Raw genomic sequence first — 15,609 nt, forward strand, 5'->3', positions numbered from 1 at the left:
CGGGCGGCCAGGACGCGTTCGATCGCCTGCGCGAGACGTTCGGCGCGCAGCGGCTTCAGGAGGTAGTCGACGGCGCCGATGTCGAAGGCTGCGACGGCGCGGTCGGCGTGCGCGGTGACGAATACCAGGGCTGGCGGGTCGACGTAGCGGGCCAGCACCGCCGCCAGTTCCATACCGGACAGGCCGGGCATCGAGATGTCGAGGAAAGCGGCGTCCACAGCTCGTTCGGACAGCAGCCGGAGGGCCTCGGTGGCATCGGCGGCGCCGACCACGTCGCTGATGGCGGGGCTCTGGTTCAACAGGTACATCAGCTCGTCAAGGGCGGGGGCTTCGTCGTCGACTGCCAACACGCGCAGACTCATCGCGGGCCTCCCTCCTGGCCGGTGGAGTCGGCGCGGATGCCAGCGGCGAACTTCGGTACACGCATGCCGACTTTGGTGCCGACTCCGATCCCGGTCTCGACGACCAAACCGTAGTCGTTGCCGAAGGCCGATCGCAGGCGTTGATCCACATTGGTCAGGCCGACGTGGGCGCCGTCGCTTTCGCTGGCGAGAACATCCGGCGGGGTGAGTGCATCGATGGCGCCGCTGCGCAGCAGTTCCGGGTCCATGCCGACGCCGTCGTCCTCCACGCTGATTTCGCAGTTGGTGCCTTCACCGCGCGCGGTGATGGTGATCAGGCCCGCGCGGCGCCCAGCCAGGCCGTGCCGGACCGCGTTCTCCACGAGGGGCTGCAGGGCCAGGAACGGGACGACGACGCCGAGCACTTCGGGATCGACGTGCAGGCGGACGTTCAGGCCCTCGCCGAAGCGGGCGCGTTCGAGGGTGAGGTACCGGTCGATGTTGCCGAGTTCGTCGGCTAGCGAGGTGTATTGGCCCGCGGCGCGGAACGAGTAGCGAGTGAAGTCGGCGAAGTCGAGGATCAGTTCGCGCGCCCGCGCGGGGTCGGTGCGGACAAAGGAAGCGATGGTGCCCAGGGCGTTGTAGATGAAGTGCGGGTCGATCTGGGCGCGCAGGGCGAGGACTTCGGCGCGGTCGAGGCGGGCGCGCGAGGCGTCGAGTTCGGCCAGCTGCAGTTGGGTGGCCGCGTAGTTGGCGACCTCAGTGATGGCCCCGATCTGGCCGGGGCCGGGGTGCCCGATGGCGGCCACGACCAGGACGCCGGAACTGACGTCGTCGGTCATCAGGGGGGCGGCCACGAGGGTGCGGACGGCACCACCCGGCCCGGCCGGGTCATCGTGGAGGCCGCGCCGGCGGCTGTCCAGGGTTTCGCGGGCGAGGTGTGCGGCGGTGGTGAGGACGGCGGAGGTCCAGATGTCGGGTTCGCCGTCGCGGGCCAGGAGGGTGCCGTCGGAGTCAAAGAGGGCGACACCTTCGGTGGCGGTGAGAGCTCGTAGCGGTCCGACAGCCTCGCTGGCCGATTCGGTGGTCAGGCCGTCGCGTAGGGGGTGCGCGGCTGCTGCGGCGGCGGCCAGGGTGTCGTGGATGGCACGTTCGTGCGGGGTGGAGACAACCCCCCGAGTGCGCAGCGCGATCACAAACAGCACCAGGGCTAGTGCCGTCCCCAGCACCACGATCGTCATCAGTTCACCGGACATGTTGCCGCTGAACCTACCGTTCGCGGTGCCGGGGGAAGGCGCACTCGTCGGTTTCGCTGGTTAACGCCCGTCGCCTCGCGACCTTGCACTCGCAGTAGGAGAGTGCTAAAAACGAGGTTGGCACTCACGGCATGTGAGTGCCAGGTCGGGACGGTGAGACCGGTTTCGAAGACACCTCCGGTCGTCCGTCGCGGGCACCGAGTCCGACCCAAGAATTTCAGTGTCACCCCCTACCGGAGGATCACTCAACAATGGCGAAGCAGATTGCTTTCGATGAAGAGGCCCGTCGCGGCCTCGAGCGGGGTCTGAACGTCCTCGCTGACACCGTCAAGGTGACGCTCGGCCCCAAGGGTCGCAACGTCGTCCTGGAGAAGAAGTGGGGCGCCCCCACGATCACCAACGATGGCGTGTCCATCGCCAAGGAGATCGAGCTGGAGGACCCGTACGAGAAGATCGGCGCCGAGCTGGTCAAGGAAGTCGCCAAGAAGACCGACGACGTCGCGGGCGACGGCACCACCACCGCCACCGTGCTGGCCCAGGCACTGGTCCGCGAGGGCCTGCGCAACGTGGCCGCCGGCTCCAACCCGATGGGCCTCAAGCGCGGCATCGAGAAGGCTGTCGAGGCCGTCTCCGATTCGCTGCTCGACTCGGCCACCGAGATCGAGACCAAGGAGCAGATCGCTGCTACCGCAGGCATCTCCGCCGGTGACCAGAGCATTGGCGACCTGATCGCCGAGGCCATGGACAAGGTCGGCAACGAGGGTGTCATCACCGTCGAGGAGTCGAACACCTTCGGCCTGCAGCTTGAGCTCACCGAGGGCATGCGCTTCGACAAGGGCTACATCTCGGGTTACTTCGTGACCGATGTCGACCGCCAGGAAGCCATCCTCGAGGATCCGTACATCCTGACCCTGTCGGGCAAGATCGCCACCGTCAAGGACCTGGTCCCGCTGCTGGAGAAGGTCATGCAGGGCGGTAAGACTCTGCTGATCATCGCCGAGGACGTCGAGGGCGAAGCGCTCTCCACCCTCGTGGTGAACAAGCTGCGCGGCACCTTCAAGTCCGTCGCCGTCAAGGCTCCGGGCTTCGGTGACCGCCGCAAGGCCATGCTGGCCGACATCGCCATCCTCACCGGTGGCGAGGTTATCAGCGAAGAGGTCGGCCTGAGCTTGGAGACCGCTGGTCTTGAGTCCCTCGGTACCGCCCGCAAGGTGGTCGTCACCAAGGATGAGACCACCATCGTCGACGGTGCCGGCGACGTCGAGCAGATCGCGGGCCGCGTGGCTCAGATCCGCAAGGAGATCGAGAACAGCGACAGCGACTACGACCGCGAGAAGCTGCAGGAGCGCCTGGCCAAGCTGGCTGGCGGTGTTGCCGTGATCAAGGCTGGCGCGGCCACTGAGGTGGAGCTCAAGGAGCGCAAGCACCGCATCGAAGATGCTGTGCGCAACGCCAAGGCTGCCGTCGAAGAGGGCATCGTCGCCGGTGGTGGCGCTGCACTGCTGCAGTCCGAGTCGGCCATCGACGGTCTGTCCCTTGACGGTGACGAGGCCACCGGTGCACAGATCGTCAAGGTCGCGCTCTCGGCGCCGGCCCGGCAGATCGCCATCAACGCCGGTCTGGAGCCGGGCGTCGTTGCGGACAAGATCCGCAACTCGCCGAAGGGCACCGGACTGAACGCCGCCACCAACGTGTACGAGGATCTCCTCGCTGCCGGTATCAACGACCCGGTGAAGGTCACCCGCTCGGCGCTGCAGAACGCAGCCTCGATCGCGGCGCTGTTCCTCACCACCGAGGCCGTTGTCGCCGACAAGCCCGAGAAGAACCCGCCGGCCATGCCGGGCGGCGACGAGATGGGTGGCATGGGCTTCTGATCTGATCAGATCCCGCGCCAGCTCAAGCGCAACTCACCGAAGGCCGGTCACCCGAAAAGGGTGGCCGGCCTTCGGCGTGCGGTCGACCCGCTGCGTGGGTGTTGAGCCTCTCGAAGTGCGCTCAGCGACAGGCGGCCGCAGCCGGTACTCTCGGCGGTTGCCGGACATCGGCCGGTGGGTGATTGAGCTCGAACTGCTCGTCGTAGTGCGAAGTCGACACCACGACCCCGGGTCGTTCTACACCATGACCGAAATGAGGCCCAGACGTGAGCATGGAATCGGTCGCGTGGGACGTGATGTACAAGTCGATGACCCGGACCGACGGGGAGTCGAAGGCTGACCGCCGGGTGACCCTGCGGCGCATTCTCGGTTTCGCACGGCCGCACCGGAAGATGATCACCTTCTTCCTGCTGCTGTCCGTGGTGACCGCGGTGCTCACCGTCGTGACACCGCTGCTCGCCGGTCGCGTGGTCAACCTGATCGCCAGTGCGAAGCCGGACGCCGGGCGGGAAATCCTCTGGCTGGCGATCGCGATCGCGGTGATCGCTATCGCCGAGGCGATCACCGGTATCGGTGTTCGCTGGCTGTCGGCGAACATCGGTGAAGGGCTGATCCTGGACCTTCGGCGCGCAGTGTTCGACCACGTGCAGCGCATGCCCGTCGCGTTCTTCACCCGCACCCGCACCGGCGCCCTGGTCAGCCGCCTGAACAACGACGTCATCGGCGCTCAGCGAGCATTCAGCGACACTCTCTCGGGGGTGGTATCTAATATCGTCAGCCTGGGCCTGACCCTCGCGGTGATGTTCGCGATTAGCTGGCAGATCACCCTGCTGGCGTTGGTCCTGCTGCCGGTATTCGTGATCCCCGCCCGCCGGATCGGTCGGCGCATGGCCGGACTGGCCCGCGAGAGCGCCGAGTACGACGCCCGCATGTCCACCCAGATGACCGAGCGCTTTTCCGCGCCCGGGGCGACGCTGGTGAAGCTGTTCGGCCGCCCCGCCGCCGAATCAGCCGAGTTCGCGCGCCGCGCCGATGCCGTCCGCGATATCGGCGTGCGTCAAGCGATGCTGCAGACCTACTTCTACACCGCGTTGATGCTCGTCTCCGCGCTCGCGCTTGCCCTCGTTTACGGACTCGGTGGTTGGCTGGCCGTGCACCAGCATCTCTCCGCCGGGGCGGTCGTATCGCTCGCCCTACTGCTCACCCGGATGTACGCGCCGCTCACCGCGCTCGCCAATGCTCGCGTCGAGGTGATGAGCGCCTTGGTCAGCTTCGAGCGGGTCTTCGAGGTGCTGGATCTGAAGCCGCTGATCATCGACCGCCCGGGCGCCGTCGATGTTCCCGATACCGCCGCCGGCGTCAGCGTCCGCTTCGAGAACGTCACCTTCGGTTACCCGGCAGCCGACAAGGTCTCACTCGCGTCGCTGGAAGAAGTCGCGCAGCTCGACACCCGGGATGGCGGCACCATCCTGCACGATATCGACTTGGACGTCCCGGCGGGATCGGTGCTGGCACTGGTCGGCAGCTCCGGTGCAGGCAAGTCGACGATCGCCTCCCTCGCCACGCGCCTGTACGACGTCGACTCCGGACGCGTGCTGCTCAACGGCGTCGACGTCCGCGATCTTGCCGCCGACTCGGTCCATCGGACGGTCGGGCTGGTGACGCAGGACGGACATCTCTTTCACGACACGATCCGCGCCAATCTCGTTTTGGCCCAACCAGATGCGAGCGACGAGGAGCTTTGGGGGGCGCTGCGCCGGGCCCGGCTCGACGAGTTAGTGGCGAGCCTGCCCAATGGGCTCGATACGATGGTCGGGGAGCGCGGCTACCGCCTGTCCGGCGGCGAGCGCCAGCGCCTGACCATCGCCCGCCTGCTGCTCGCCAAACCTGCCGTGGTGATCCTCGACGAGGCCACCGCGCACCTGGACTCGACCTCGGAAGCCGCGGTCGCCGAAGCGCTCACCGAGGCGCTGGCCGGCCGCACCTCGCTGGTGATCGCCCACCGGCTCTCCACGATCCGGGAAGCCGACGTGATCGTGGTGATCGAGGTAGGTCGCGTCGTGGAACGAGGGGACCACGCGACGCTGCTCGCCCTCGGCGGTCGCTACGCCGAGCTCTACCGGACCCAGTTCGCCGCGCAGTGAGTCGGCGCCGGGAACCGATGAGTTGGCCGACACCTGATGCATTACGGTGGGATTCATGACTGACTCAAGCCCCGGTGCCACCAGCCCCTTCGCTTCGCTGCCCAACTGGCGTGATCTCGGCTACTGGCCGACGGCCGACGGAAAGACCGTCCGTCCGAAGGTGCTGTATCGCACCACCGAATTCCTCAAGACGACCGACGCTGATATCAAAGCCGTCGGCGAGCTCGGACTGCGGACCCTCATCGATCTGCGTACCGTCGCTGAACGCGCATCCTGCCCGGACCCCGTCTACGCGAACATCGGGCCGCTGTGGCTGAACATCCTCGAGGACATCCCGCACACGGCGGGCGCGAATCCCGCTCGGTTCGTCTCCGATCCGTCGGCGGTGCGCGCACTGACTGCCGACAACGCGAAGGCGATGATGATCGCCACCTACGGCCAGCTCATCACGTCCGATTCCGCGCTGAAGGGGTATGCCGAGTTCTACACGTTGCTTCTCGATGAGGACCTGGCCCCGGCGGCCTTCCACTGCACCACCGGCAAGGACCGGACGGGATGGGCGGCGGCCAGCTTCCTGGGCCTGATGGGCGTGGACCGCGATGACATCTACCGGGACTACCTGCTCACCAACGACCGTCTGGTCCCCGCTCTCGAGCCGATCATCGATCAGATGGCGAAGCAGGGTGTCGATACCGCCGCGATCAAGGAACTGCTCGGCGTCGACAAAGCCTATCTGGACCATGCTTTTGAGCTCGTCGAGAAGAATTTCGGGTCACTCCCCGGCTACTTCAGCGACGGACTAGGCATCGACGCGGCCGCGCAACGGGAGCTGAGGTCGCGGTACACCGTCGCCGGCTGATTGGGCAGAATGGAGTCCATGACGCGACGTATCGAACTGCCTGCGCCCAGCCCCATCGGCGCCCTCCCCAATCTCCGTGATCTCGGCGGGTGGCATGGTGCCGATAACCGTACCGTCGCGACCGGCCGGTTGTACCGGTCCACCGATTTTCGGAGCGTCGAGGGGGACGCGCAGCAGGTGCTCGCGCCGCTGCGCCTGCGCACTATCTACGACCTCCGGTCCACGGCCGAGACCACGGACCTTCCCGACCCTCGGATGGACGGCGTCCACGACGTGCACCTCGACGTGCTGGCGGACGAGAAGACCGCGATCCCCGGCAACCTGGGCACGATGCTGACCGATCCGAAGGTTGTGCAGGCGCTGACCGCTCAGACGGAGGGCGCGGCGGCCGACTTGATGGCAGGTACATACCGGAAGTTCGTCACCATGGACAGCGCGCATGCCGCGTACCGCCGCTTCTATCTCGGTCTCCTCGGCGAGGACTCGGGTCCAGCGCTGTTCCACTGCACCACCGGCAAGGACCGGACGGGGTGGGCGGCGGCCAGCTTCCTCAGCCTGATGGGCGTCGACCGCGACGACGTCTACACCGACTACCTGGAGACCAACGAGCGGTTGCTGCCAGCGCTGGCACCGTTGTTCGACACGTTTGAGAAGAGCGGCGGCGACGCTGATCTCCTGCGTCCGCTGCTCGGCGTCGAGAAGCAGTACCTGGATGCGGCGTTCGACGAGTTGGACTCGACTTACGGCACCGTCGCGACGTACTTCGCGCAGGGCCTGGGCATCGATGCCGACTCCCAGGACAAGCTCCGCGCCAGTTACCTGGTCGGTTGATCGCCTGCGAGGGTAGGTTCTATCCATGGCTGTCTCCGTAACCAATGAATTCGACATCAACGCGCCCGTCTCCGTCGTGATGGAGGTCCTCCAGGACATCCCCGCGCTCCCGGACTGGTCGGGCCCGCACAGTGCCGCCGAGGTGCTCACCGAACACCCCGACGGCACCCCGGACACGGTTCGCGTCACCGTCGGCATGATCGGCATCAACGACACTCAGGAACTGGCGTACAGCTGGACCGACACCGTGGCGAAATGGGAACTCGTCGAGAGTTCGCAGCTGGCGATGCAGAACGGCAGCTACACGCTGACCGAGATCGGCGAGAACAAGACGCACGTCAAGCTCGATCTGGTGATCGATCTGAAGATCAAACTGCCCGGTTTCCTGATCAAAAAGGGCCAGAAAGCCGCCGCCGAGACCGCGGAAAAGGGACTCACCGCCGAGTCCGAGAAGCGTTTCAACGCCTGACCGAACCCGCTACGCCATGCCCCGCCCGACCGTCGATTTCGACGGCCCGGCGGGGTTTCGCATCTGCCGATGAAGCCGAACGCCGTCGGGCCCGGCCGATGTCGACGTGTGCGGTCGGCGGCGTCGGAAGATGTGACCCTGGTCCGCTGTGCGCCCTACCCGCCGCGCCGCGCGGTGGCGCGGGATACGCTGTGGTGGTGGATGACTATCTCTCCCTGGACAACTTCGAGATCGGCGAGGACCTCAGCAAGGTCTCCGGCCGCAAAGCCCTGCAGGGCGTCGTAGACCTGAGCAACACCAAAGGCTTCGTCGTGGTCGACGACGACGACGACGACCCGATTCTGCTCACCCTCCCGCAGCGCAATGTGGTGGACACCTGGCGGGAGGACTACCCGTACGACGAGCGGATGAACCGCGGCGAGTACGAGTCGCAGAAGCGGCTCCTGCAGGTGGAGCTTCTCAAACTGCAGAAGTGGACCAAGCAGAACGGGATCCGCCACCTGTTCGTGTTCGAGGGCCGCGACGCCGCAGGCAAGGGCGGCACCATCAAGCGCTTCAACGAGCACCTCAATCCCCGCGGCGCGCACACTGTCGCACTCGAAAAGCCGACCGCGCGGGAGGCCACCGAATGGTACTTCCAGCGCTATGTGCAGCACCTGCCGGCCGCCGGTGAGATGGTCTTCTTCGACCGCTCCTGGTACAACCGCGCGGGCGTCGAACGGGTCATGAGCTTCTGCACCCCCGAGCAGTACGACCAGTTCCTGAACCAGGCCCCGGCCTTTGAAAAGATGCTGGTCGACGATGGGATCAGCGTGGTCAAATTCTGGTTCTCGGTGAGCCCGCTGGAGCAGCGCACGCGATTCGCGATTCGGCAGATCGACCCGGTACGGCAGTGGAAGCTGTCGCCGATGGATTTGGCTTCATTGGACCGGTGGAACTCGTACTCCGACGCCAAGGAGAACATGTTCGCGCACACCGACACCGACTGGGCGCCGTGGACCGTCGTCAAGAGCAACGACAAGAAGCGGGCCCGCCTGAACGCGATGCGCCACGTATTGAGCCTGCACGAGTACGACGGCAAGGATCACGACCTGGTCGGTGAACCCGATCCGCTGATTGTGGCCCGCGCGCGCGACACCATCGGCGACTGACTTGCGCAAAGCCGCAATTGTGCTCCTGGTGAGCATCGCGGGCCTCGCGATGGTGATCGCCCTACCCGCGCTGTGGGTTTCGCAGGCGGTTGTGTCGCAGTCGGGCTTCTCCGACTCCGCCGCCGGGGCCGCGGGCCAGCCGCAGGTGCAGGCGTTCTTCGCGAAGGAGATCGCGGACGCGGTGGCCTCGTCGTCGGCCGTGCCGTTGCCCTCCGCTGTGGTGCAGCCGCTTGCCGACAACTACACGAAGAGTCCGGACTTCGTTACGGACTTCGCGCTGATCGCGCGGCAGCAGCACGACTGGTTGTTCACCCAGCCGCAGCCCGGGACTAGCCAGCACCAGATGGAACTCGACATCACCCCGATGGTGAACAATGTGTTCCAGCAGGCCTCGCCAGTGCCGCTTCCGGCGGCCGACACGGTGACCATCACGGTGGATCAGCGGCAACTCACCGCAGGCTCGCTCGAGGAGCCGGGCAAGGCGATCACGGCGGCCAGCTGGATAGCGCTGGCGGTCGCGGTGCTCGCCGCGATCGGTGCGCTGATCGCAGGCCGCAACCGGCTGGCGGTACTGGCCTGGCTTGGCCTGGGTGCGGCGGTGGCCGGCCTCATCGGCTGGGTGCTCTCGACGACGCTGGTGAACCAAGCCGCCGCAAGCATGGTCGGCAGCGACTTGTCGACGCAAGAGACGGTCCAGGCCGTCACCGCCCAGATCCTGGGTGGGCTCAGTACGTGGTCGATTGTGGTGGCCGTCGCTGGTCTGGTGGTGGCGGCGCTCGGCGGGATCGGCGGGGTGCTGCTCGGTCGCCGCGGGTCGGGTTCGGACGACGATCCGTACGGCGGCTCGCCGTACGGCGGGCAGCCACCGTCGGGGTATGCGTCGGGGCCAAGTCAACAGTGGCCGGCGATGGGGCAGCCGGGGTACCGGCCGACTCCCGGTCCTGCCCAGCAGGGGTACGGGCAGCAGGGGTATGGCCAGCAGGGGTATGGCCAGTCAGGTTACGGCTCGCCGCGGCCCGATGACCCCACGGTGCGCCACAGGTACTCGTAGGCCAGCGCCGATTTGAACGCTGCCTGAGCGTTGTCGGCGGCGCCGCCGTGCCCGCCTTCGATGTTCTCGTAGTACGACACTGGACTGACCTGGCCGCCTAGCTCAGCCGTCGGCACGCCATGGCCAAGCTCCTCCAGCCGCGCAACCAGCTTGCGGGCGTGACCCGGGTGCACCCGATCGTCGCGGGTCGACGTGGTGACCAGGATCGGCGGATACTGTACGCCGGACTCCACCCGCTGGTACGGCGAGTACTCGGCAAGGTAGCGCCACTCGTCGGGATCATCGGGGTCCCCGTACTCGGCGATCCACGAGGCGCCAGCCAGCAGCAGGTGGTACCGCCGCATGTCGATCAGCGGCACTTGGCAGACGAGCGCGCCGAATAGCTCCGGGTAGCTGGTGAGCATGACCCCCATCAACAGGCCGCCGTTCGACCCACCTTGCGCCGCAAGCTGTTTCGGCGTGGTGAGGCCTCGGCTGACGAGGTCGCGCGCGACGGCAGCGAAGTCCTCGTACACCAGATGTCGGCCAGCCTTCTGAGATTGCGTGTGCCAGCGGGGGCCGTATTCGCCGCCACCGCGGATATTCGCGATCACGTACACCCCGCCGCGTGTGATCCAGCTGCGTCCGGCGATCGCCGAGTAGGCAGGCAACAGGGAGTTACCGAAACCGCCGTATCCGTAGAGCAGAGTGGGGCGCGGGCCGTCGTCGACGCCGTCAGCTTTCACGACAAAGTAGGGAATCTGGGTGCCGTCGGTGGAGGTCGCGAAGAACTGTTCGGTGGTGATGCCGGCCGCGTCGAAGAGTTCTGGCGCTGACTTGATGACGCTTACCGCACTGGTCGCCTCACCGTGCAGCAAACTTGGGGCCTGCGTGAAAGAGCTTGCGGTCAACCAGATTTCGTCGGTCTCGTCGGGGTCGGTGCCGATCACGCCGACGGTTGCCAGCTCGGGCAGGCCGGTGATCGGCGCCGGGCGCCAGTCGTCGAGGGTGAGCACCTCGATACGGGTGGCGACGTCGTGCAGAGTGGTCAGGACCAGGCTGGTTTTGGTGAACGCGTAGTCCTGCAGACTGGTGTGGGCGTCCGGCGCAAACAGGACGCGATGGGTGCGATCGCCGGTCAGGAACGCCGGGTAGTCGAAAACCAGCAGCGTGCCCGCCGGATGCGTGGTGCCGTCAACGTCCCAGTCGTCGCGCGGCAGCACCAGGAGGTAGTTCTGATGCACGGAGAAGTGGGCGTCGGTCGGCACGTCGATCAGTACCGGCTCGGATCCATCGGCGGGGAGTTGGTAGCTGAGCGAGTTGAAGAAGTCGGTGGAGCGGGAGGCGAAATGCCGTTCGAATCCGGGCGTGTGGTCGTAGGAGGCGCCAGCGGCCACGTCGCTCACCTCGCCCGCATAGATGGTGGGGGCGTCATTGAGGCTGGTGCCCCGGACCCAACGTCGCGTGGTGCGCGGATAGCCCGAGGTAGTCATCGCGGGCAGCGCGTCAGGGGTCGATTCGAAGTCGGTGCCGACGTAGACGGTGTCCCGGTCGAGCCAGCTCATCGAGCTTTTCGCCTCGGGCAGGGTGAAGCCGCCGTCGACCGGGGCGACCCACGCGCGGGCGATGACGTCGAATTCGCGGATGACGCAGGCGTCGGCGCCGCCGCGCGAGAGCGAGACGAGTGCGCGGTCGTAGCTGGGGAAGAGCAGGCTGACGCCAGCCCAGACCCAGTTTTCGTCCTCGGTGGCGGAGAGCTGATCGACGTCGATCAACACGTCCCACGCCGGCTCGGATGTCCGGTACGACTCGAGCGTCGTGCGCCGCCACAGCCCCTTCGGGTTCGTCGCGTCCCGCCAGAAGTTGTAGAGGAACTCCCCGCGCCGTTTGACGTACGGAATCTTGCTGTCGGTGTCGAGCACTTCCAGTGCGCTCGCGCGCAGTTCGCTGAACCGCGGCGTGCAGGTCAGCTCCGCGACGGTCGGTTCATTGTGCTCGCGCACCCAGTTCAGGGCGTCGTCGCCGGTGACATCTTCGAGCCAGAGATGGGGGTCGTTGTCCACACCGACAGGCTAGCGAGGTCACGCGGGGAGGGGGTCGGGGACCTCTCCGGTGCGGATCGGACAGCGGGTCTGGGAGTAGATGGTCGGCATGCACAGGTTGCAGTGGGTGCAGCGGGATTCGGTGGTCGGATCGGCCGCTAGGCGCAGCGGCAGATCGGGTTCGCGCAGCAGCGCCCGACCCATGGCGACGAAGTCGAAGCCTTCGCGCATTGCGGCCTCGATGCTCGGCCGGTCGGTGATGCCGCCGAGCAGAATGATCGGCAACGAGGTGGCGGCGCGCAGCTCGCGCGCCAGCGGCATCAGGTAGCCGTCGGTGTACGGGTAGTTCTTGAGGAAGACCGGACCGGCCACCTGCAGTCCGGTCTTCATGGCGCCGTGGAAGGCCTCGGCGAAGGCTTTACGCGGTGCATCGCCGTGGAACAGATACATCGGATTGAGTAGGGAGCTGCCCGCGGTCGGCTCGATCGCGTCGAGATGGCCGTCGGACTCCAGTAGCCGGGCCACCTCGCAGGCCTCGTCGACATTGAAACCCCGCCACGGCTTCGGTCCGCGGCCTGGGCCGGGTTTGCCGACGCCGTCGTACATGCCAAGCTTGGCCCAGATCGCAATATCGGGACCAGCCGCCTCGCGCACGGTCTCGATCATCTCGCGGGCCAGCCGGGCCCGATTCACTAGCGAACCCCCGTACGCATCGCGACGATGGTTCAGCAGCGGGGAAAGAAACGAGCTGATCAGATAGTTGTGTCCGCAGTGGATCTCCAGGGCGTCGAAGCCGGAGTCGACGGCGATCTTGGTGGCGGTTGCGGCTTTGCGGAGCAGTCCGGGGATCTCGTCGAGGGCGACCTTGTGGGTCAGCGACATCCCCATCGGCGCCGGGATAGCGCCCGGACCCAGTGCTTTGGCTCGATTCGATCCGGAGTTGGCGACCGCACCGGCGTGGCCGAGCTGCGCAGCGGCCTTGGCGCCCTCGGCGCGGATCGCTTCAGTGAGCCGCTGCAGGCCGGGTACCGCCTCGGGCCGCAGCCAGATCTGGTGCCGATCGGTGCGGCCCTCCGGAGCGATCGCGCAGTAGGCGACGGTGCTGACGGCCACGCCACCAGCGGCGTGTTCGCGATGAAACTCGATGAGCTCGTCGGTGACCAGAGCGTCGGGCGTCATGCCCTCGAAGGTCGCGCATTTGATGAGCCGGTTGCGTAACTGCAGCGGCCCGAGCTGTGCCGGAGCGAAGGCGTCCGGGGCGGGCGCGAGTGGGCTGGTGGCGGTCATGGGAACTCCTTGGTGGGGCTGCGAAAATCTGTGGCTGGGAAATCGGGGGCTGGGCGATTGAAGGCGGCGCCGGTGCCGGTCAGGCCGGCGATGAGGAATTCGCGCAGGGCGGCAAGTGCCGTCGGCGGCAGCTCGGTGCCCGGGCCGAGTTGCGCGAGCAGCAGCGCGAAGGCGAGGCGGCACCGTCGGCGGGCGGACTGCGCATCGAGTCCGGGTACCGCCTCGCTCAGGGTGCAAGCCCAGGCGTCGAGGTCGAACCAGGTGGCCTGCCAGCGGGCTGTCGGGTGGGCCAAGACGAACCTCGACAACAGGGACAACCGCAGTCTGCCGACCGGATCGGCCAACAACTCGTTCAACGGCGCCAGAATCGTCTCGACCAGAGTCGTCACTGTCGGCGGATCGGGGATGTCGGCGAGTCGACCAGCCCACAGCGGTGCCAGCCGGGCCTCCAGCAGTGCAGTGACGAGCTCTTCTTTGGATCCGAAGTGATAGTGCACTGCCGCCGGGTTGGCGTCGGCGCGGGCGCAGATCGCCCGCACCGAGACGGTCTCGTATCCGTTTCCGAGCAGCAGTTCCTCGGCGGCGTCGAGCAAGCGCTCCCGGGTGTGGCGGGACTGGTCGATCGCTGGCATGAGGGCCATTCAACCATGCCTTCATCCAGTGATTCAATCATTGATTGAATCCATTCCGACTCCGACGGCGTCGTGCCCATGCGCCCAGCGCGACCGTCTCGATCAGGCAGGCTGCCGTCAGGTCGACGGCGGGGAAGGGATCCCCGCCGGTCGAGCTGACCCTCCCGTGAACTCGCGACAGCGCGGGCGGCCGCCCGGTGTGCGACAGAACCTGCGGGTAGGTGCGCTGGGGTCTAGGCTGGAAGCCGTGACTGAACACTTCGACACCGTCGTCCTGGGAGCAGGTCCGGGTGGGTATGTGGCCGCGATCCGGTCCGCTCAACTCGGCATGAAGACCGCCGTTATCGAGGAGAAGTGGTGGGGAGGTGTCTGTCTCAACGTCGGCTGCATCCCATCCAAGGCGCTGCTGCGCAATGCGGAGCTGGCCCACGTCTTCAACCATGAAGCCAAGACCTTCGGTATGTCCGGTGAGGTCAGCTTCGATTTCGGGGTGGCATTCGACCGCAGCCGCAAGGTCTCCGACGGCATCGTCAAAGGCGTGCACTTCTTGATGAAGAAGAACGGCATCACCGAGATCGACGGGTACGGCGTCTTCACCGATGCCAAGACCATCACCGTCAACGATCGCACCATCACCTTCGACAACGTCATCGTCGACACCGGCTCACAGGTCCGACTGCTGCCGGGCGTCGAGTTGTCGGACAATGTCGTCACCTACGAGAAGCAGATCCTGACGCGCGAGCTGCCGAAGTCGATTGCGATCGTCGGCGCCGGCGCCATCGGTATGGAGTTCGGCTCTGTGCTGGCCAACTACGGAGTCGACGTCACCATCATCGAGTTCCTGCCGCGCGTGCTGCCGAACGAGGACGCCGATGTCTCCAAGGAGATCGCCAAGGCCTACAAGAAGCTGGGCGTCAAAATCCTCACCGGCACCGCCGTGCAGACGGTCGACGATCAGGGCTCGCAGGTCGTGGTGACCTACAAGGACCCGAAGGGCGGCGACGGCAGCCTCACGGTGGACAAGGTCCTCATGTCCGTCGGCTTCGCACCGCGCACCGAAGGCTTCGGTCTGGAAACCACCGGCGTGGCGCTCACCGATCGGGGCGCCATCGCGATCGACGACCACATGCGCACCAACGTTCCGGGCGTGTATGCCATCGGCGACGTGACCGGCAAACTGATGCTCGCGCACGTCGCTGAGGCACAGGGCGTCGTCGCCGCCGAGACGATGGCTGGTGCAGAGACCATGACGCTCGGCGATTACCGGATGATGCCGCGCGCCACCTTCTGCCAGCCGCAGGTCGCCTCATTCGGTCTCACCGAGGAGCAGGCCAAACAGGAGCACGGCAACGTCACCGTCACCAAGTTCCCGTTCTCGGCGAACGGCAAGGCGCAGGGACTGGCGGCCACCGCAGGCTTCGTCAAGCTGCTCACCAACGGCGATACCGATGAACTGCTCGGTGGTCACCTGGTGGGCGACAATGTCTCGGAAATGCTGCCGGAACTGACCCTGGCCCAGAAGTGGGACCTCACCGCCAAGGAGTTGGCGCGCAACGTCCACACCCACCCGACCATGAGCGAGGCGCTGCAGGAGGCCTTCCACGGCGCCATTGGGCACATGATCAACTTGTGACGGCCGCGGCCTGACCGCGACCTACTCTGACACCAAGAACGGTGCGCCACCCGCGGGTGG

13 protein-coding genes are annotated in these 15,609 nt (G+C 66.5%); 8 read left to right on the forward strand and 5 right to left on the reverse strand.

Annotated elements, in window-relative coordinates:
- Window positions 1–362: LytR/AlgR family response regulator transcription factor (locus tag WAW85_RS09360; protein WP_422559343.1), on the reverse strand; the 362-nt coding region annotated here is incomplete at its 3' end.
- Window positions 359–1,597 (reverse strand): sensor histidine kinase, encoded by a 1,239-nt coding sequence (locus WAW85_RS09365; protein ID WP_422559344.1) that lies wholly within the window; start codon window positions 1,595–1,597, stop codon window positions 359–361. The genes WAW85_RS09360 and WAW85_RS09365, both read right to left, overlap by 4 nt.
- A gap of 251 nt (window positions 1,598–1,848) precedes the next feature.
- Here WAW85_RS09365 and groL point away from each other — a divergent pair, with 251 nt between their 5' ends.
- From groL to WAW85_RS09400, 7 genes are all read left to right on the forward strand, one after another.
- Complete coding sequence (gene groL, locus WAW85_RS09370; RefSeq protein WP_422559345.1) at window positions 1,849–3,471, forward strand: chaperonin GroEL; 1,623 nt, start codon at window positions 1,849–1,851, stop codon at window positions 3,469–3,471.
- A gap of 266 nt (window positions 3,472–3,737) precedes the next feature.
- Window positions 3,738–5,615: an ABC transporter ATP-binding protein gene (locus tag WAW85_RS09375; RefSeq protein WP_422559346.1), complete on the forward strand. Its 1,878-nt coding sequence runs from the start codon at window positions 3,738–3,740 to the stop codon at window positions 5,613–5,615.
- Between the two features lie 55 nt (window positions 5,616–5,670).
- Window positions 5,671–6,474 carry a tyrosine-protein phosphatase gene (locus WAW85_RS09380; protein WP_422559347.1) on the forward strand — a complete coding sequence of 268 codons (804 nt, stop codon included), beginning with the start codon at window positions 5,671–5,673 and terminating at the stop codon, window positions 6,472–6,474.
- Between the two features lie 18 nt (window positions 6,475–6,492).
- On the forward strand, window positions 6,493–7,305 hold the full coding sequence (locus tag WAW85_RS09385; RefSeq protein WP_422559348.1) for a tyrosine-protein phosphatase: 813 nt from the start codon (window positions 6,493–6,495) through the stop codon (window positions 7,303–7,305).
- A gap of 25 nt (window positions 7,306–7,330) precedes the next feature.
- Complete coding sequence (locus tag WAW85_RS09390) at window positions 7,331–7,774, forward strand: SRPBCC family protein (RefSeq protein WP_422559349.1); 444 nt, start codon at window positions 7,331–7,333, stop codon at window positions 7,772–7,774.
- Between the two features lie 197 nt (window positions 7,775–7,971).
- Window positions 7,972–8,925, forward strand: a complete 954-nt coding sequence (gene ppk2 / locus WAW85_RS09395; RefSeq protein ID WP_422559350.1) for a polyphosphate kinase 2 — start codon at window positions 7,972–7,974, stop codon at window positions 8,923–8,925.
- 28 nt (window positions 8,926–8,953) lie between these two features.
- Complete coding sequence (locus WAW85_RS09400) at window positions 8,954–9,976, forward strand: hypothetical protein (RefSeq protein WP_422559351.1); 1,023 nt, start codon at window positions 8,954–8,956, stop codon at window positions 9,974–9,976.
- On the opposite strand, the gene WAW85_RS09405 is transcribed toward WAW85_RS09400, so the two are convergent.
- The 3 genes from WAW85_RS09405 to WAW85_RS09415 are packed head-to-tail and all read right to left on the reverse strand — an operon-like array spanning window position 9,925 to window position 13,925.
- The gene (locus tag WAW85_RS09405; RefSeq protein WP_422559352.1) at window positions 9,925–12,018 is read right to left on the reverse strand and encodes a prolyl oligopeptidase family serine peptidase; all 2,094 of its coding nucleotides are present in this window, start codon (window positions 12,016–12,018) and stop codon (window positions 9,925–9,927) included. The genes WAW85_RS09400 and WAW85_RS09405 overlap by 52 nt on opposite strands.
- 18 nt (window positions 12,019–12,036) lie before the next feature.
- Complete coding sequence (locus WAW85_RS09410) at window positions 12,037–13,284, reverse strand: NADH:flavin oxidoreductase (RefSeq protein WP_422559353.1); 1,248 nt, start codon at window positions 13,282–13,284, stop codon at window positions 12,037–12,039.
- Window positions 13,281–13,925 carry a TetR/AcrR family transcriptional regulator gene (locus WAW85_RS09415; protein ID WP_422559354.1) on the reverse strand — a complete coding sequence of 215 codons (645 nt, stop codon included), beginning with the start codon at window positions 13,923–13,925 and terminating at the stop codon, window positions 13,281–13,283. The genes WAW85_RS09410 and WAW85_RS09415 overlap by 4 nt, the downstream gene beginning before the upstream one ends.
- 238 nt (window positions 13,926–14,163) lie before the next feature.
- On the opposite strand from WAW85_RS09415, the gene lpdA reads away from it, so the two are divergent.
- Window positions 14,164–15,549 carry a dihydrolipoyl dehydrogenase gene (lpdA, locus tag WAW85_RS09420; RefSeq protein ID WP_422559355.1) on the forward strand — a complete coding sequence of 462 codons (1,386 nt, stop codon included), beginning with the start codon at window positions 14,164–14,166 and terminating at the stop codon, window positions 15,547–15,549.
- Window positions 15,550–15,609 lie beyond the last annotated feature (60 nt).

The sequence above is a fragment of the Gordonia sp. (in: high G+C Gram-positive bacteria) genome, from assembly GCF_049299075.1.
Taxonomy (GTDB): Bacteria; Actinomycetota; Actinomycetes; order Mycobacteriales; family Mycobacteriaceae; genus Gordonia.